Annotated in this window: 12 protein-coding genes, 1 pseudogene and 1 CRISPR repeat array; of the genes and pseudogenes, 6 read left to right on the forward strand and 7 right to left on the reverse strand. The window is 57.6% G+C overall.

The window, feature by feature from the left end:
• The 7 genes from ACJBF3_RS12615 to lrp form a co-directional block, all read right to left on the reverse strand.
• Positions 1-618: a DMSO/selenate family reductase complex B subunit gene (locus ACJBF3_RS12615; protein ID WP_021240882.1), complete on the reverse strand. Its 618-nt coding sequence runs from the start codon at positions 616-618 to the stop codon at positions 1-3.
• 10 nt (positions 619-628) lie between these two features.
• Positions 629-3073: a dimethylsulfoxide reductase subunit A gene (dmsA, locus tag ACJBF3_RS12620; protein WP_045327267.1), complete on the reverse strand. Its 2445-nt coding sequence runs from the start codon at positions 3071-3073 to the stop codon at positions 629-631.
• 211 nt (positions 3074-3284) lie between these two features.
• The gene (gene serS / locus ACJBF3_RS12625; RefSeq protein ID WP_045327268.1) at positions 3285-4577 is read right to left on the reverse strand and encodes a serine--tRNA ligase; all 1293 of its coding nucleotides are present in this window, start codon (positions 4575-4577) and stop codon (positions 3285-3287) included.
• Between the two features lie 92 nt (positions 4578-4669).
• Positions 4670-6013 (reverse strand): replication-associated recombination protein RarA, encoded by a 1344-nt coding sequence (gene rarA / locus ACJBF3_RS12630; RefSeq protein WP_045327269.1) that lies wholly within the window; start codon positions 6011-6013, stop codon positions 4670-4672.
• Between the two features lie 9 nt (positions 6014-6022).
• Positions 6023-6637 carry an outer membrane lipoprotein chaperone LolA gene (gene lolA, locus ACJBF3_RS12635; protein ID WP_032639238.1) on the reverse strand — a complete coding sequence of 205 codons (615 nt, stop codon included), beginning with the start codon at positions 6635-6637 and terminating at the stop codon, positions 6023-6025.
• 128 nt (positions 6638-6765) lie between these two features.
• On the reverse strand, positions 6766-10455 hold the full coding sequence (locus tag ACJBF3_RS12640; protein WP_045327270.1) for a DNA translocase FtsK 4TM domain-containing protein: 3690 nt from the start codon (positions 10453-10455) through the stop codon (positions 6766-6768).
• A gap of 135 nt (positions 10456-10590) precedes the next feature.
• A complete protein-coding gene (gene lrp / locus ACJBF3_RS12645; protein ID WP_000228469.1) occupies positions 10591-11085 on the reverse strand; it encodes a leucine-responsive transcriptional regulator Lrp in 495 nt (164 codons plus the stop codon).
• A gap of 544 nt (positions 11086-11629) precedes the next feature.
• Between lrp and trxB the strand changes: the two genes are divergently transcribed.
• The 6 genes and pseudogenes from trxB to infA all read left to right on the forward strand — a co-directional run bounded on the left by trxB (position 11630) and on the right by infA (position 17453).
• Positions 11630-12598 (forward strand): thioredoxin-disulfide reductase, encoded by a 969-nt coding sequence (gene trxB / locus ACJBF3_RS12650; RefSeq protein WP_045327271.1) that lies wholly within the window; start codon positions 11630-11632, stop codon positions 12596-12598.
• A 114-nt stretch (positions 12599-12712) separates the two neighbouring features.
• Entirely contained in the window at positions 12713-14479 is a 1767-nt protein-coding gene (locus tag ACJBF3_RS12655; protein ID WP_045327272.1) for a heme ABC transporter permease/ATP-binding protein CydD, read from the forward strand.
• Positions 14479-16200, forward strand: a complete 1722-nt coding sequence (locus ACJBF3_RS12660; protein ID WP_045327273.1) for a heme ABC transporter ATP-binding protein/permease CydC — start codon at positions 14479-14481, stop codon at positions 16198-16200. Before ACJBF3_RS12655 ends, ACJBF3_RS12660 begins: the two co-directional genes overlap by 1 nt.
• A gap of 45 nt (positions 16201-16245) precedes the next feature.
• A complete protein-coding gene (aat, locus tag ACJBF3_RS12665) occupies positions 16246-16950 on the forward strand; it encodes a leucyl/phenylalanyl-tRNA--protein transferase (RefSeq protein WP_045327275.1) in 705 nt (234 codons plus the stop codon).
• A gap of 183 nt (positions 16951-17133) precedes the next feature.
• Positions 17134-17307 (forward strand): annotated as a pseudogene (locus ACJBF3_RS12670) (hypothetical protein); the annotation flags it as partial.
• A complete protein-coding gene (gene infA / locus ACJBF3_RS12675; protein WP_002211347.1) occupies positions 17235-17453 on the forward strand; it encodes a translation initiation factor IF-1 in 219 nt (72 codons plus the stop codon). The pseudogene ACJBF3_RS12670 and the gene infA, both read left to right, overlap by 73 nt.
• A gap of 166 nt (positions 17454-17619) precedes the next feature.
• A CRISPR array of direct repeats spans positions 17620-18247; the repeat unit is 28 nt; unit sequence TTTCTAAGCTGCCTGTACGGCAGTGCAC.
• Positions 18248-18393: the final 146 nt, after the last annotated feature.

Genomic DNA, 18393 nt, shown 5'->3' on the forward strand with positions numbered 1-18393 from the left:
TCACACCTCCTTCGGGTTTGCCAGGTAGCCGGTGGTGTCACCTGTAGGACGGCTGTTGGCGTTAGGTTTAATCACAATACTCGGCTTCGTGAAGTGCGCAGACGGCAGCGGCGCCACTGCGGCAAGCTGACCGTGTTTTTGGCGCAGCTCTTCAATGGGACCAAAGTCCAGCGCGCGCAGCGGGCAGGACTCGACGCAGATCGGCTTTTTGCCGTCCGCGACGCGGGTGTGGCAACCGTCGCACTTGGTCATATGGCCTTTAGCGGCGTTGTACTGCGGGGCGCCGTATGGGCAGGCCATATGGCAGTAGCGGCAGCCGATACAGACATCTTCATCCACCACCACAAAACCGTCTTCGCGCTTGTGCATCGCACCGCTCGGGCAAACCTTGGTACAGGCCGGATCTTCGCAGTGGTTACAGGCAATCGACAGGTAATAGGCAAAGACGTTCTGATGCCAGACGCCGTTATCTTCCTGCCAGTCGCCCCCGGCGTATTCGTAGATGCGGCGGAAGCTCACGTCCGGGGTGAGATCTTTGTAATCTTTACAGGCCAGCTCGCAGGTTTTGCAACCGGTGCAACGGCTGGAATCAATGAAAAATCCATACTGGGTTGTCATCGGTTACTCCTTAAACCTTTTCAACCTGAACAAGGTTTGTGTGAGACGGGTTGCCCTTCGCCAGCGGCGACGGACGCTGCGTGGTCAGCACGTTAATGCTGCCTGCCTGGTCAATGCGGTTGGCATCCGGGCTGTACCATGCCCCTTCCCCCAGCGCCACGACGCCCGGCATCATGCGCGGCGTTACTTTGGCTTCGATGTGCACCTCACCGCGTCCGTTGAAGATACGTACGCGATCGCCATTGCTGATACCGCGCGCTTTGGCATCCATCGGGTTGATCCACATCTCCTGACGGCAGGCGGCTTTCAGCACGTCGACGTTACCGTAGGTAGAGTGCACGCGCGCTTTGTAGTGGAAGCCGGTCAACTGCAGCGGGAATTTCGCCGTCAGCGGATCGTTATAGTTTTCAAAGCCCGGCGTGTAGATCGGCAGCGGATCGATGACGTCCCCTTCCGGCAGCTCCCAGGTCGACGCGATTTTTGCCAGCGCTTCGGAGTAAATTTCGATTTTGCCCGACGGCGTGGTCAGCGGGTTCGCCTGCGGATCTTCACGGAACGCTTTATACGCCACGTGGTGCCCTTCCGGATCGCGCTGTTTGTACATTCCCTGCTTGCGGAAGGTGTCAAAGTCCGGCAGGTCTGGGATCGCCTTGCGGGAGAGTTCATGCAGATAGCGCATCCACCCTTCCTGGGTACGTCCCTCGGTAAACTGCTGCTCAACGCCAAGACGTTTCGCCAGCTCGGAGGTCATCTCATAGATGGTTTTGCACTCGAAGCGCGGTTTGATCGCCTGGTCGGTAAAGATCACGTAGGACATGTTTCCGCAGGAGGCGTCCAGCGCGAAATCCATCTGCTCAGAAGCGGTGCAGTCCGGCAGCAGGATATCGGCATATTTCGCCGAGGAGGTCATGTGGCAGTCGATGACCACAATCATCTCGCACTTCTTGTCATCCTGCAGGATTTCATGGGTACGGTTGATTTCTGAGTGCTGGTTGATCAGACAGTTACCGGCATAGTTCCAGATCATCTTGATCGGCACGTCCAGCTTATCCTTGCCGCGCACGCCGTCGCGCAGGGCGGTCATTTCCGGGCCGCGTTCAATCGCATCGGTCCACATAAACATAGAGATGCTGGTCTGAACCGGATTATCCAGCGTCGGCATACGTTCGAACGGCACCTCATATGAGCCTTCGCGCGCGCCGGTGTTACCACCGTGAATGCCGACGTTACCGGTCAGAATGGAGAGCATGGAGATGGCGCGGGTCGCGATTTCACCGTTCGCATGACGCTGCGGGCCCCAGCCCTGGCTGATGTAGGCCGGTTTCGCGGAGCCAATCTCACGCGCCAGCTGAACAATACGCTCGACCGGGATGCCGGTGATGGTGGAGGCCCACTCCGGCGTTTTTGCCACGCCGTCGCTGCCCTGGCCAAGGATATAGGCCTTGTAATGGCCGTTGGCAGGCGCGCTGGCTGGCAGGGTTTTCTCGTCATAGCCGACGCAGTATTTATCCAGGAAAGGCTGATCGACGAGGTTTTCGGTGATCATCACCCACGCCAGGGCGGAGACCAGCGCCGCATCGGTACCGGGACGGATGGGGATCCACTCATCTTCGCGCCCTGCACCGGTGTCGGTATAGCGCGGATCGATAATGATCATGCGGGCATTGGATTTAGCGCGCGCCTGTTCGAGGTAGTAGGTCACCCCGCCACCGCTCATGCGCGTCTCGCCCGGGTTGTTTCCGAACAGGACGACCAGCTTGCTGTTTTCGATATCGGACGGGCTGTTGCCATCCGCCCAGCCGCCGTAGGTATAGTTCAGACCAGCGGCAATCTGCGCGGAAGAGTAGTCGCCGTAGTGATTGAGATAACCGCCGCAGCAGTTCATCAGGCGCGCCACCAGCGTTTTTCCCGGTGGCCAGGAGCGGGTCAGCGTGCCGCCGAGCGTCCCGGTGCCGTAGTTCAGGTAGATGGACTCGTTGCCGTACTCTTTGATCAAACGCTGCATGTTGGTAGCGATGATGTCGTAGGCTTCGTCCCAGCTGATGCGCTCGAACTTCCCTTCTCCACGCTTACCGACGCGCTTCATCGGATACTTCAGGCGATCCGGGTTATAGACGCGGCGACGCATGGAGCGGCCGCGCAGGCAGGCGCGAACCTGGTGCAGCCCTTCGTAATTATCGTCTCCGGTATTGTCGGTTTCGACATATTTAATTTCGCCATCCACCACGTGCATACGCAGCGGGCAGCGGCTACCGCAGTTTACCGTACAGGCGCTCCAGACCACTTTTTCCGGTGCTGAGGCTGGAGATAACGCATCCGCCGCTGACGCCAGTCGGGCAAAGGGGAGCGTGAAGGCGCTGCTGGCGACGGCCAGGCCGCCAATTGCCGTGGTTTTCATCAACCCACGGCGAGTGACCTCGGCAGCCAGTAATTCTTCAGGCGCGTTGATTTTCATAGAAACTCACTTTGGTTGCTCACAAAGAAAAGAGAGGCGGCGCAAACCGCTATATAGTTTTATATATAACGAATTTCTTCGTTTTCAGCTTTTTATGCTGGCTTTCATTCGGAGGAGTATTACTACTTTAGTGGGAGAGGTTATTGCTTCGTATCAAATCAAAGGCATAAAAAAAGCGCCCTGAGGCGCTTTTTTGTTTTATGACAAATTATTAGCCGATGTACTGCTGGCCTTTCATGTATGGGCGCAGCACTTCAGGGATCTCAATACGGCCATCCGCCTGCTGATAGTTTTCCAGCACGGCAACCAGCGTACGTCCCACGGCCAGACCCGAACCGTTCAGGGTATGCACCAGACGGGTTTTCTTGTCTGACTTGCTGCGGCAGCGAGCCTGCATGCGGCGCGCCTGGAAATCCCAGACGTTAGAGCAGGAGGAGATCTCACGGTAGGTGTTCTGCGCAGGCACCCACACTTCCAGATCGAAGGTTTTGCAGGCGCTAAAGCCCATATCACCGGTGCACAGTGCCATACGACGGTACGGCAGACCCAGCAGCTCCAGCACTTTCTCAGCGTGGCCGGTCATCTCTTCCAGAGCGTCCATGGACTCTTCAGGACGAACGATCTGCACCATTTCAACTTTATCGAACTGGTGCATACGGATCAGACCGCGCGTGTCGCGACCGTAAGATCCGGCTTCAGAACGGAAGCACGGAGAGTGCGCGGTCAGCTTGATTGGCAGGTCGTCTTCGTCGATGATCTCATCGCGCACGAGGTTAGTCAACGGCACTTCCGCGGTTGGGATCAGCGCGTAGTTGCTGCTGTCAGCTTCCTCGTCCAGCGGACGGGTATGGAACAGATCGCCAGCAAATTTCGGCAGCTGGCCCGTACCGTACAGCGTATCGTGGTTGACCAGATACGGCACGTAGGTTTCGCTGTAGCCGTGCTGCTCGGTGTGCAGATCAATCATGAACTGCGCCAGCGCGCGGTGCAGGTGGGCAATCTGGCCTTTCATCACCACGAAGCGGGAGCCGGTCAGCTTAACCGCGGCCGCAAAGTCCAGCCCCGCGTGCATTTCGCCCAGCGTCACGTGATCGCGCACCTCGAAGTCAAACTCGCGAGGCGTGCCCCAGCGTTTCACTTCAACGTTGTCGTTTTCATCTTTACCGGCAGGCACGCTGTCGTCAGGAATGTTCGGGATAGCCAGGGCAATATCGCGAATTTCGGCCTGAAGAACGTCCAGCTCGGCTTTCGCCTGATCCAGTTCTTCACCCAGTTTGTTCACTTCCAGGCGTAATGGCTCAATATCTTCCCCGCGTGCTTTCGCCTGGCCGATGGATTTCGATCGAGAGTTACGCTCTGCCTGCAGATTTTCAGTTTGTACCTGCAGAACTTTACGACGCTCTTCAAGAGCGCGCAGCTTATCTACATCCAGCTTAAAGCCCCGGCGTGCCAGTTTTTCAGCGACTGCGTCTGGCTCATTACGCAGCAGATTGGGATCGAGCATGCTTATCCTGTGCTTATCGAATTAAAATAGGAAATGTGACCACAGCCTGCGGCCACAAGGATACAATTGCAAACATTACCGCAACGACTGAACTAACGGTAGCGTTTTATAGGGCTATTTTGATCCTGTCCGGCGAGCCAGGTGAGCTTTTCACCAATCTTGCCTTCAAGACCTCTGTTTGTGGGGCGATAATAGCGCGTTTGTGCCATCTCCTGTGGGAAATATTCTTCCCCGGCGGCGTAGGCATTGGGTTCATCATGAGCGTAACGGTACTCCTGCCCATACCCCATCTCTTTCATCAGTTTGGTCGGCGCGTTACGCAGGTGAACCGGCACATCGTAGTCCGGCCGTTCGCGGGCGTCGGACATTGCGGCTTTGAATGCGGTATAAACCGCATTGCTTTTCGGTGCACAGGCCAGATAGACAATGGCCTGCGCAATGGCGCGTTCGCCTTCCGCGGGTCCAACGCGGGTGAAGCAGTCCCAGGCCGACAGCGCGACCTGCATGGCGCGCGGATCGGCATTACCGACATCTTCTGAGGCTATCGCCAGACAGCGACGCGCGACGTAGAGCGGATCGCCACCCGCCGTGATAATACGCGCGTACCAGTAGAGCGCCGCATCCGGCGCGCTGCCGCGCACGGACTTATGCAGCGCCGAGATCAGGTCGTAAAAACGGTCGCCTTTGTTATCGAAACGCGCGCTGCGTTCCCCGGCTATTTCGGTGAGCAGTTCCGGTTTCAGCACCCGCTTTCCGGCATCGTCGACTTCGGCCATATCGGCCATCATCTCCAGCGTGTTCAGCGCCCGACGCGCATCGCCGTTGACCAGTTCCGCAATCGCCCGACGCGTCTCGTCAGGCAGAACGATATCCTGCCCGCCGTAGCCGCGCGCGTTGTCGTCCATCGCCTGGGTGAGAACCTTTTCGATATCCTCGGTCGTCAGCGATTTAAGCAGGTAAACGCGCGCGCGGGAAAGCAGCGCCGAGTTCAGCTCAAACGACGGGTTTTCTGTGGTCGCACCGATGAAGAAGATCGTGCCGTCTTCAATATGCGGCAGGAAGGCATCCTGCTGACTTTTGTTGAAGCGGTGGACTTCGTCCACGAAGAGGATGGTGCGCCGTCCGGCATTGCGGTTCTGCCGCGCACGCTCGATCGCTTCACGGATCTCCTTCACGCCGGAGGTCACCGCCGAGATGCGTTCGACGTCCGCGTTGGCATAGCGGGCAATCACTTCTGCAAGCGTGGTCTTGCCGGTGCCGGGTGGCCCCCAGAGGATCATGGAGTGAAGATGGCCGGCCTCAATGGCCCGGGGCAATGGCTTACCGGCAGCCAGCAGGTGCTGCTGGCCGATGTACTGCGCTAAATTTTCTGGCCGCATACGAGCGGCCAGAGGTTGAAACGCGTTATCCGAAAAATCGAGCGACAGGTTGCTCACTCACGCCTCTTACTTATTGCGTTGGTCATCCACCGTTACGCCCTGCGGCGGGGTAAAGGTGAATTTCGATGCATCCACGGCGCCGTTCTGCTGAGACTTGAGCTGGTAGCTGCTGCGCTGATCGTCCTGCTCAACCGCGCCGAACTGATTAATAGTACCGTTGGTGCTTACGTTAATGGTGAACTGCTTCAGGTTGCCGTTGCTGCCTTTCGGCGTCAGGACAAACTCGTCACCCGTCTGTTTAATATTGTACTGCTGCCAGTCGCTGGCCTGGTTACGGGCAATCAGCATAAACGGCGTATTGCTGGTGGCATCTTTCAGCCAGGTCGCCGTAGCCTGCTCAACGAACGGGTTGAAGAACCATAAGGTTTTACCGTCTGACACCAGGATGCTTTCATCCGGCTGGGTCATGTGCCAGTTGAACAGATTCGGGCGTTTAACCCACAAATCTCCCTGACCTTCCTGCACCGCGTTGCCGCTGCCGTCAGTCACTTTTTGCGTGAAGCTGGCGTGGAAGCTGCTTACTTTATCCAGTCGGCTTTTAAGGTCGCTGGCCGCATCAGCCCAGACGCTGCTGGCGACAAAACTGGTGAGTAATGCACAGGCGATGGCGATTTTTTTCATTGTTATTCCTTAAAATACGTCTTCCCGATATGGGGTTTCCGTCTTCTATTCTGGACCTGCCCGCAGGCAGGCGACAGAAGAAAATGCTTAATTTTGGCTGATTTACCCTTCTTTGCAATCGCTGAAGGTTAATCAAACGGCGGCGGCGCCAGCACCTCGCGGTTGCCGTTGTGCCCCTGCTCGCTCACGATGCCCTGCGCTTCCATCTGCTCGATGATGCGCGCTGCACGGTTATAGCCGATGCGGAACTGGCGCTGTACGCCAGAAATAGACGCTTTGCGCTTTTCGGTAACGAAGTTAACCGCCTGATCGAATAACGGATCCAGCTCTTCACCGCCGTCGAAGCCACCGCCGCCGCCTTCGCTTTCCGTATCGCTGGTAATGCCGTCAACGTATTGTGGACGACCGCGCGCCTTCCAGTCCTGCACGACGGCGTGAACTTCCTCATCGCGAACGAACGCGCCGTGGACGCGCACCGGAGAGGTGGAGTTCGGGCCGGAATAGAGCATGTCACCCATACCCAGCAGCGACTCAGCGCCGCCCTGGTCAAGAATGGTGCGGGAGTCAATTTTACTTGATACGGTAAAGGCGATACGCGTCGGTATGTTCGCTTTGATAAGGCCGGTAATCACGTCCACGGAAGGACGCTGGGTCGCCAGCACAAGGTGAATACCGGCCGCACGCGCTTTCTGCGCCAGACGGGCAATCAGCTCTTCCACTTTCTTACCGACGGTCATCATCAGGTCAGCGAATTCATCGACCAGCACGACGATGTAAGGCAGTTTTTCCAGCACCGGATGCTGGGCATCCATGCTGTCGCCCGGCTTCCAGTAAGGATCCGGAATCGGACGCCCCATGCGCATCGCCTGGGCGATTTTCTCGTTATAGCCGGCCAGGTTACGCACGCCCAGCGCAGACATCAGCTTGTAGCGGCGCTCCATCTCGTTGACGCTCCAGCGTAGCGCGTTGGCAGCGTCCTTCATGTCGGTCACGACTTCGGTCAGCAGATGCGGGATGCCTTCGTAGACCGACAGTTCAAGCATTTTCGGGTCGATCATGATGAAACGCACATCTTCCGGCTGCGCTTTGTAGAGCATGCTGAGTATCATGGCGTTCACGCCGACGGATTTACCGGAACCAGTGGTACCCGCCACCAGCAGGTGAGGCATTTTCGCGAGATCGGCCACCACCGGATCGCCGGCGATATCTTTACCCAGCACGACGGTCAGCGGAGATGGGTTATCGCGGAATTTGGTGTTATCCAGCACTTCACGCAGGTAGACGGTCTGACGTTTCTTGTTCGGCAGCTCAAGACCCACGTACGGTTTGCCCGGTATCACTTCCACCACGCGCACCGCAACGGTCGACAGCGAACGCGCCAGGTCGCGGGACAGGTTGGAAATGCGCGCGGCCTTAACGCCCGGCGCCAGGTTCAGTTCGAAACGGGTGATAACGGGACCCGGCGAGTAGTTCACCACGTCCGCCTTAATGCGGAAGTCAGCCAGACGGGCTTCCACCAGACGCGCCATCTGCTCCAGCGCGAAGGTATCAACGGGTTCCACTTCTGACGGCGGCGGCGTTAACAGATCCAGAGACGGCAGCGGCGTGCTTGGACGCTGCAGCGGACGGCTGTCGCCGTTACGCATCAGCAGCGGGTGAATCAGGCTCTCCTGCGGCTGAGGTGCAGGCTGCTGGAACTGCGGCGCCTGCTGATGCGGCTGCTGCGGTTGCGCATACGGCTGTTGAACAGGCTGCTGCGGCTGCGCGTAGGCCTGCGGCGCTGGCTGCTGGCGCACCGGCTCTGCTTCCGGCATCACGCTCGGGGTAAATAAAGGCTCGCTCGGGCCATCATCCACCAGATCCTTCATCGGCGAGAATTCGAAATCAGACAGCGAGAACGGATTTGCACCAGCCGGTTGTTCACCGGAATAGCGCTGCTGCTGGGTGGCGGCAAACTGGCGCGCTAACTCGGCCTCTGCCGCGTCATCTTCGTCTTCCACCGCAGGTTCATCGTGCTGATAGTCTTCACCGTAGCGTTGATTCTGCTGCGCGGCGAACTGGCGGGCCAGCTCGTCCTGCTGCATGTCATCGGCGTCGTCTTCATACTCAGACTCGCGCGCTTTCTCTTCGGCCATACGCTGGGAAGGCAGCTTGATACCATAAGAAGCAAGCTCGCGACGGGTTGGCACACGAACGCGGTTAGGGCGAGGCAGCTGTGGACCAATGCCCTCCTTCACCTGAGGACGCGGCACGCCGCCCGTTGCCAGGCTAAAGACAGGTGCTGCCGCGGCAGCGGCCGCAGTAGCCTGCTTCACGCTTTCCGCTACGGGGGCAACGGCAGGCGTCGGGTCGTTAGGTGGCACTGAAACAGAAGACGTTCTCGTCACCGGCTCCTGTACCGGTTCAGGCACAGGCTGATACCAGGCCGCCAGCTGCTCGCGTTCACGCGCACGGCGCTCTTCGACCTCTTCAAAATAGTACAGCGGTGGACGCGCAGGCTTCACCTCTTCCACGATTTCAGGCTCAGGTTCAGGCTGCGGTGCGGCATAAGGCTGCACAGGCTCAACCGGCTCAGGGACATATTCCTGATAAGGCTGAGCAACAGGCTGCTGATATGGCTGCGGTTCATACTCAGGCTGCGGCGGCTGATAAGGCTGCTGCCACTGCTCCTGCTGTACTGGGATGTAGCTTTCAGGTTCAGGCGCGATAACCGGCTCCGGCGTGTGAACGCCTGGCGCGGTCTGCCAGTCAACCTGAGGCTGCTGAATAACGGACTCCGGCGGCGACACCGGCGCGGATGGCGTCACGGCGTCGACAGGCGCAGCATACGCCTGCGAAGCGGTCGTCGCGGCTGCGGCTGCGGCAACCGGTTCGGTGACCGAGTGGCCGTTTAAGAGCGGATCGTATTCGTCGAAATCACCCGGCGTGGCCCGGCTGCCGGAGAAGAGCACATCGTCAGGATCGACGGCGACACCCGCAGCGCGATACGCCACCTGCTCCTCTTCATCCATGCGTTTACCGGAGAAGAGCGCCGCATCGGTTTTACGGCCCAGCGGGTTGGCAAATTTCTCCGCAACACGCTGACGGCGCGCCAGCGCGCCGCGCAGAATACGGGCACGACGAGACTCGCGACGCTGCACAGGCGCGTCATCTTCCTCGTCATCTTCGTACTCTTCTTCATCAACCCAGGTATCGTCACGGCGGGTACGGTTGCTGGCGAAGGTCAGAATGGTGAGGATAAAGCTGCCAATTTTCTCGGCAATGCTCACCCAGGACCAGCCGGTAAACAGCGTCAGACCGGCCGCCCAGATGCAGAGCAGCGCCAGCGTGCCGCCGCTGCTGTGCAGCATCGGTTGCAGTGCGGAACTTAATAAGCTGCCGATCACCCCGCCTGATGCGAAGTACCAGATATCATCCGCATTGATTGCGGCCAGCCCGCAGGAGGTGAGGATCAGCGCCAGCGCGCCAATCAGGCGCAGCGACACGGCGAAATAGTCGATGTAATCGTCGTTCTGACGATGACGCCACGCAAACCAGCATCCGCCTATGATAATGACGGGAAGGGTGTAGGCCATCACACCGAAAATGAAAAACAGCGTGTCCGCAAGCCAGGCACCGGGGACGCCGCCTAAATTATGGATAGGCTCATGCCATGCAGTTTGTGACCAGCTGGGATCTGAGGGGTTGAAACTGAGTAAGGCTGCCATCAGCCAGACGGCAAAAAGGGCAATAACAATCAGCAAAGCCTCGAGGAGACGACGTCCGCTGCTTAGCTTCGATAGTGTGACTTCTTTGTCTTCAGTGTATTCCTGGCTCAAGAAAGGCTCTCCAGGTATCAGGCATATCCTGCCTGTTTGCTAAAACGGACAACAGCGCCGGGGCTCCCCGGCACTGTTGCTGTATGGATTAACAGGAGTGTAATCAAACTACGCTGATTTTGCACCTGTTCCGTGTTAGCGCGTCTTAATAACCAGACGATTGCTCTGTTTGACCTCTTCCATCACCACATAGGTACGGGTGTCGTTCACGCCTGGCAGACGCAGCAGGGTTTCACCCAGCAGCTTACGGTAGGCGGACATATCAGGCACACGGGTTTTCAACAGGTAGTCGAAATCACCGGAAACCAGGTGACACTCTTGAATCTCTTCAAGTTTTTGTACAGCGGCGTTAAATTGCTCAAACACATCCGGCGCACCACGATTCAGAGTAATCTCAACAAATACCAGAAGTGAGGCATCCAGATAATGCGGGTTCAGCAGAGCCGTATAGCCCTGAATGAAACCCTGTCTTTCCAGTCGGCGCACACGCTCAAGGCACGGCGTCGGGGAAAGTCCCACACGTTTTGAAAGCTCGACGTTGGAAATACGCCCATCCTTTTGCAATTCATTAAGAATGTTACGATCGATACGGTCGAGATCTTTGCCAGGGCGCTTCTTGCTATCTACCATTATTATTGTCTCTCTGTATTCCTTCCCTACTCCTGCCTGGACCCTGTGCACATCACTGTTCAGAGCCTGTACCCGTTAGTCATCACATCGCCTGATTTTGTATTAGACGCGATGCGGATTCGGGTTCTGTTGGTAAGAAGACCGTTGCCCGAAGGCCGTCACCGACATCACGTATGGCGTCTGTCCACGCCATGCGTAGATTTCACTGACCCGGTAAAAATGGCATTTACGTGCATGCCTATGCGGCATACGGTTAACGCGGTTTTTTTTCTTCCTTGAATGTTTTCGCAAAAGCGCAGGGGATTGTCAAAGCAAAACATCGTTTTTTAGTACAACATGCCGGATATTCATTACGCTGGGGTATTAATCCTCATTTTATTGCCTTACAAACGACCACTTTTCAGGAGAAAACGTGATGTTATAGCGCATCATTCATCGTCTGTGGCTATTACACGGATTGATATCAAAATTGCTGTGCTCTTTTTTTACGGCAACAAATTCCCTACAATCCAGCCAAATGTCTGCCAACAACAATGGGGATCTCATGGGCACGGCCAAACACAGTAAGCTGCTAATCCTTGGTTCTGGACCTGCGGGATACACCGCAGCGGTCTACGCTGCACGCGCTAACCTGCACCCGGTACTCATCACCGGCATGGAAAAAGGCGGTCAGCTGACCACCACCACCGAAGTGGAAAACTGGCCAGGGGACCCGAATGACCTGACCGGGCCGCTGCTGATGGAGCGTATGCACGAGCATGCCGCGAAATTCGAAACCGAAATTCTGTTCGACCACATCAATAAGGTCGATCTGCAGAACCGTCCGTTCCGCCTGACGGGCGACAGCGGCGAATACACCTGCGACGCGCTGATCATCGCCACCGGCGCCTCTGCCCGTTACCTCGGTCTGCCATCCGAAGAGGCGTTCAAAGGCCGCGGCGTCTCTGCCTGCGCCACCTGCGACGGTTTCTTCTACCGCAATCAGAAGGTCGCGGTGATCGGCGGCGGTAACACCGCGGTGGAAGAAGCGCTCTACCTGGCGAACATTGCCTCTGAGGTGCACCTGATCCACCGCCGCGAGACCTTCCGCGCGGAGAAGATCCTGATCAAGCGTCTGATGGATAAAGTGGCAAGCGGCAACATCGTGCTGCACACCAACCGTACTCTGGAAGAGGTGACGGGCGACCAGATGGGCGTTGCCGGTCTGCGCATCCGTGACACCCAGAACACCGATAAGGTCGAAACGCTGGACGTGGCGGGTCTGTTTGTGGCGATCGGCCACAGCCCGAACACCGCCATCTTCGACGGCCAGCTGGAGCTGGAAAACGGCTACATCAAAGTGCAGTCCGGCATTCACGGTAACGCGACCCAGACCAGCATCCCAGGCGTGTTCGCGGCTGGCGACGTGATGGACCATATCTACCGTCAGGCGATCACCTCTGCGGGCACCGGCTGCATGGCCGCGCTGGACGCTGAACGCTACCTCGACGGGCTGGCTGAACAAGGCAAATAATCTTTACAAGTCAGTAACAAACGTAAATAAAGGCGGCGATAAGTCGCCTTTATTGTCTCCCCGTTGTAACATTGCGCTGCCCAATTTCTAATAACGTCACCTGCAAAGTACGCAATGGAAAAAACCCGTCAACAAGAGTTAACACGCTGGCTGAAACAGCAAAGCGTTATTTCCCGCCGCTGGCTTATGATTTCCCGTCTCCTGGGGTTCGTTAGCGGTCTGTTGATTGTTGCCCAGGCATGGCTGCTGGCCCGCATTCTTAATCACATGATCATGGAGAACATCCCTCGCGAAGCGCTCCTGCTGCCCTTTATTGTCCTGATCCTGGTTTTTATCCTGCGCGCCTGGGTGGTGTGGCTGCGTGAGCGCGTCGGTTTTCACGCCGGACAGCATATCCGCTACGAGATCCGCCGTCAGGTGCTCGACAGGCTTCAGGAAGCCGGGCCCGCGTGGATCCAGGGAAAACCTGCCGGAAGCTGGGCGACGCTGATCCTCGAGCAGATTGACGATATGCACGACTACTATGCGCGCTACCTGCCGCAAATGGCGCTTGCCGTGTTCGTTCCGCTGCTGATCGTCATTGCCATCTTCCCGGTGAACTGGATGGCGGCGCTGATTCTGATGGGCACCGCCCCGCTGATCCCGCTGTTTATGGCGCTGGTCGGCATGGGGGCGGCGGATGCTAACCGCCGTAACTTCCTGGCACTGGGTCGCCTGAGCGGCCATTTCCTCGATCGCCTTCGCGGCATGGAGACGCTGCGCATTTTTGGCCGCGGTGAAGCGGAAACCGAAAACATTCGCCGGGCATCGCAGGACTTCCGTCAGCGCACCATGGAAGTGCTCCGCCTCGCCTTCCTGTCTTCCGGCGTTCTGGAATTCTTTACCTCGCTGTCGATTGCCCTCGTGGCGGTCTACTTCGGCTTCTCCTATCTTGGCGCGCTGGATTTCGGCCATTACGGCACGGCGGTGACCCTTTCCGCCGGGTTCCTGGCGCTGATCCTGGCCCCGGAGTTTTTCCAGCCGCTTCGCGATCTGGGGACCTTCTATCACGCCAAAGCGCAGGCGGTTGGCGCTGCCGACAGCCTGAAAACGTTCCTTGAAACGCCGCTGGCCCACCCGGAGCGGGGTGACGTGACGCTGAACGCTAATGAACCCGTGACCATTGAAGCGCAGGACTTTTCCATTCTGTCGCCCGAAGGCAAAGTGCTCGCCGGTCCGCTGAACTTTACCTTACCTGCCGGACAGCGCGTGGTGCTCGTCGGCACCAGCGGTTCCGGGAAAAGTTCTCTGCTGAACGCGCTATCCGGCTTTATGGCCTACACGGGCTCGCTGCGGATCAACAAAACCGAACTGCGCAACCTCGATCCTGACGCCTGGCGCAAACAGCTCAGCTGGGTCGGGCAAAACCCGCAGCTTCCTGCCTCTACGCTGCGTGAAAACGTCCTGCTGGCGCGCCCGGACGCGCGTGAAGATGAACTAAAATCGGTTCTCGACCGCGCCTGGGTCAGCGAATTTTTGCCGCTGCTCCCGCAGGGCGTCGATACCGTGGTCGGTGACCAGTCCGCCGGGCTGTCGGTCGGTCAGGCGCAGCGTGTGGCCGTTGCCCGCGCGCTGCTCAACCCATGCCAGCTGATGCTGCTGGACGAGCCCGCCGCCAGCCTGGATGCCCACAGCGAGCAGCGCGTAATGGAGGCTCTGAACGCCGCCTCCCGGCAGCAAACCACCCTGATGGTCACCCACCAGCTGGAGGGCATTGCCGACTGGGACCAGATCTGGGTCATGGAGAACGGTCGTATTGTTGAGCAAGGCGATTACGCCTCTCTCGTTGCCGCGCAGGGGCCGTTTGCCGCCCTGCTGGCGAACCGTCAGGAGGACATCTGATGCGTGCTCTGCTGCCTTATCTGGCGCTCTATAAACGCCACAAATGGATGCTGACGCTGGGGATTGTGCTGGCGATTGTCACGCTGCTCGCCAGCATCGGCCTGCTCACGCTTTCCGGTTGGTTCCTTTCGGCCTCTGCCGTCGCGGGGTTCGCCGGGTTATACAGCTTCAACTATATGCTTCCGGCGGCAGGCGTTCGCGGTACCGCCATCACCCGCACGGCCGGCCGCTATTTCGAACGTCTGGTCAGCCACGACGCCACTTTCCGCGTGCTGCAGCACCTGCGTATCTACACCTTCAGCAAGCTGCTGCCCCTCTCCCCTGCCGGGCTGGCGCGTTTTCGTCAGGGCGAGCTGCTTAACCGCGTCGTTGCCGATGTCGACACGCTGGATCACCTGTATCTGCGCGTGATCTCCCCGATCGTGGGCGCGTTTGTGGTGATTGTGGTGGTTACGCTGGGGCTGTCCGTTCTCGATGTTCCCGTTGCGCTGACGCTCGGCGGGATCATGCTGCTGACGCTCATTATTCTGCCGCCGCTGTTTTACCGCGCCGGGAAATCCACCGGGGAAAACCTGACGCGCCTGCGCGGGGACTACCGCCAGCAGCTGACCTCCTGGCTTCAGGGACAGGCAGAGCTGACCATTTTTGGCGCCAGCAAGCGCTACCGCGCCCGCATGGAAAGTACGGAGCTGAACTGGCATGAGGCCCAGCGCCGCCAGTCGGAGCTGACGGCCTTCTCTCAGGCGCTGATGATGTTAATCGGCGGCGTGGCGGTCATTGCCATGCTGTGGCTGGCTTCCGGCGATATCGGCGGAAATACCCAGCCGGGCCCCCTTATCGCCCTTTTCGTCTTCTGCGCGCTGGCCGCGTTTGAAGCGCTGGCCCCGGTGACGGCTGCCTTCCAGCATCTGGGCCAGGTGATCGCCTCAGCCCTGCGCATCACGCAAATTGCCGAGCAGGAGCCTGAAGTGACGTTCAGCGCCGGGCAGACCGTTGTACCCGCGCAGGTTGCGCTGACGCTTGAAGATGTCACCTTCAGCTATGACAAGCAGGCGCAGAACGCGCTGGACGGCATCACTCTCTCTGTGAATGCCGGTCAGCGGATTGCGATCCTCGGCCGTACCGGCTGCGGTAAATCGACGCTGCTGCAGCTGCTGACCCGCGCCTGGGATCCGCAGCGCGGTCAGATTCGTTTCAATAATACGTTGCTGACTGATTTCAGCGAGCAGGCCCTGCGCAAGACCGTCAGCGTCGTTCCACAGCGCGTGCATCTGTTTAGCGCCACGCTGCGGGACAACCTGCTGCTGGCCGCACCAGAGGCCTCTGACGATGCGCTTCGCGCCGTGCTTGAACAGGTCGGCCTGCAAAAACTGCTTGAGGACGATGGGTTGAACGCCTGGCTGGGCGAAGGCGGCCGCCAGCTCTCCGGCGGTGAGCTGCGCCGTCTGGCGATTGCGCGCGCGCTGCTGCACGATGCACCGCTGATGCTGCTCGACGAGCCCACCGAAGGGCTGGACGCCACAACCGAGAGCCAAATCCTTGATTTACTGGCCAATGTCATGACGGGCAAAACCGTATTGATGGTCACGCATCGCCTGCGTGGACTGGCGAGTTTTGATCGGATAATTGTGATGGACAACGGACACATTATTGAGCAAGGTAATCACGCCGAGCTGTTGGCGAAACAGGGTCGCTACTACCAGTTTAAACAGCGTATGTAGACTATATTTGTAGCGTCTTCACTCGCGTACTGGAGTTTTGCTGTCATGCGCCTGGTCCAGCTTTCTCGTCATAACATTGCGTTCCCTTCTCCGGAAGGGGCGCTGCGTGAGCCCAATGGGCTGCTGGCCCTGGGCGGTGACCTCAGTCCCGCTCGGCTTTTAATGGCGTACCAGCGCGGTATCTTTCCGTGGTTTTCCCCCGGCGACCCGATTTTATGGTGGTCCCCCGATCCGCGTGCCGTGCTGTGGCCTGAGCAGTTTCACCTAAGCCGCAGCATGAAGCGTTTCCATGCCAAATCACCGTATCGCGTTACCCTCAATCACGCTTTTGGTCAGGTCATTGAAGGCTGTGCCGAAGACCGCTATGAAGGGACGTGGATAACCCGCGATATCATTACCGCCTACCACCAGCTTCATGAGCTTGGCTACGCCCACTCTATCGAGGTGTGGGAAGGCGCAGCGCTCGTTGGCGGCATGTACGGCGTGGCGCAGGGGACGCTGTTTTGTGGTGAATCAATGTTTTCTCGTGCGGTTAACGCCTCGAAAACCGCGCTGCTGGTCTTCTGCGAGGCGTTTGCCCAGCGCGGCGGACGCCTGATCGATTGTCAGGTGCTCAACGAGCACACGGCCTCGCTGGGCGCTGTTGAAATCCCGCGACGCCAGTACATCGAACAGCTGGATGCCAGCCGTCAGGAGAAGCTCCCGCGCGACTTCTGGATACCGAAAACGCTCTTTGTGCCCAATGCCTAAATGTTTTCCGCATATTTTTTGTGAGGGTGTTATAATTACGCCGCAGAGTAGCTTCTGCCTGTTGCCCCGCCGCCGTTTGGGACCCTCGCTTCAGATAACGTCCTGACGTTTATCCTGTCGTCTCCCCTTTACGAATGCGCTTCCTGTTCGGTTGTACCGTGACGCTTGGGCAATGCGCCGAAACTGTTTTGCTGCGTTTTAATCGCGCAATTCTTTACTTAATTGATGAATTTCGGCATTATCTTGCCGGTTCAAAACTTGGTAGTGATACCCCAGAGGATTAGATGGCCAAAGAAGACAATATTGAAATGCAGGGTACCGTACTTGATACGTTACCTAATACCATGTTTCGCGTAGAGCTGGAAAACGGTCACGTGGTAACTGCGCACATCTCCGGTAAAATGCGCAAAAACTACATCCGCATTTTGACGGGCGACAAAGTGACTGTTGAACTGACCCCGTACGACCTGAGCAAAGGCCGCATTGTCTTCCGTAGTCGCTAATTGTTTTCGCCTGTAATGGCAGATGAATATTAAATAAGGCCGGGATTTTTTCCCGGCCTTATTTTTTTGTGGTGCAGTTGATTATTTGAGCAATTATTTGGCGGTTCGTTTCAGGCTGTCTGTTCGACAGTGCAGAAAGTAAGGGGGAGAGACCTTATTTTCTATTTTGCTAAGCTGCGGGTACGGCAGTGCACTTACCGCCAGGCTGTCCGGCATCCATCCCTTTTTTCTAAGCTGCCTGTACGGTAGTGCACCCCGCATCCGGTCGCCCGTCTGTATACCTGCTTTTCTAAGCTGCCTGTACGGCAGTGCACGCCCTTCCAGTCCAGCTGCATCCCTTCGCCCTTTTCTAAGCTGCCTGTACGGCAGTGCACCCAGCCATTTCTCTGGCAAAGAACTTTCATTTTTTCTAAGCTGCCTGTACGGCAGTGCACGACGCTTGAACCGCTACTGGTGAAGCGCGGCTTTTCTAAGCTGCCTGTACGGCAGTGCACGGGCTGTTTAAGGCATGCAAGCAACGTGGATGTTTCTAAGCTGCCTGTACGGCAGTGCACGCGGCGGCAGCCTTAAACTGCCCTGACGCGATTTTCTAAGCTGCCTGTACGGCAGTGCACATTTATTGATGGGTGAGAGCGGTGTTCTTCTATTTCTAAGCTGCCTGTACGGCAGTGCACGGCGTGAAGAACTGCTCTTTAAAGAAGCGGGTTTTCTAAGCTGCCTGTACGGCAGTGCACCACCTGACTCCAGAGGTCAAGGCCTCGCTCCTTTTCTAAGCTGCCTGTACGGCAGTGCACTGAAATAATATCTCCACACCATTATGATTTTCATACAAAAAAAGCTAAAAACCCTACTTTAACCCTCTTTTTTACCCTCTCAAAATATCCATTTAATATCAATGCATTACAAACACTCCAAAAATTAGGGTCAAACGCCCTTCTTC

It is taken from the genome of Enterobacter sp. PP-008-ECC_S150 (genome assembly GCF_045257065.1).
Classification (GTDB): Bacteria; Pseudomonadota; Gammaproteobacteria; order Enterobacterales; family Enterobacteriaceae; genus Enterobacter; species Enterobacter chengduensis.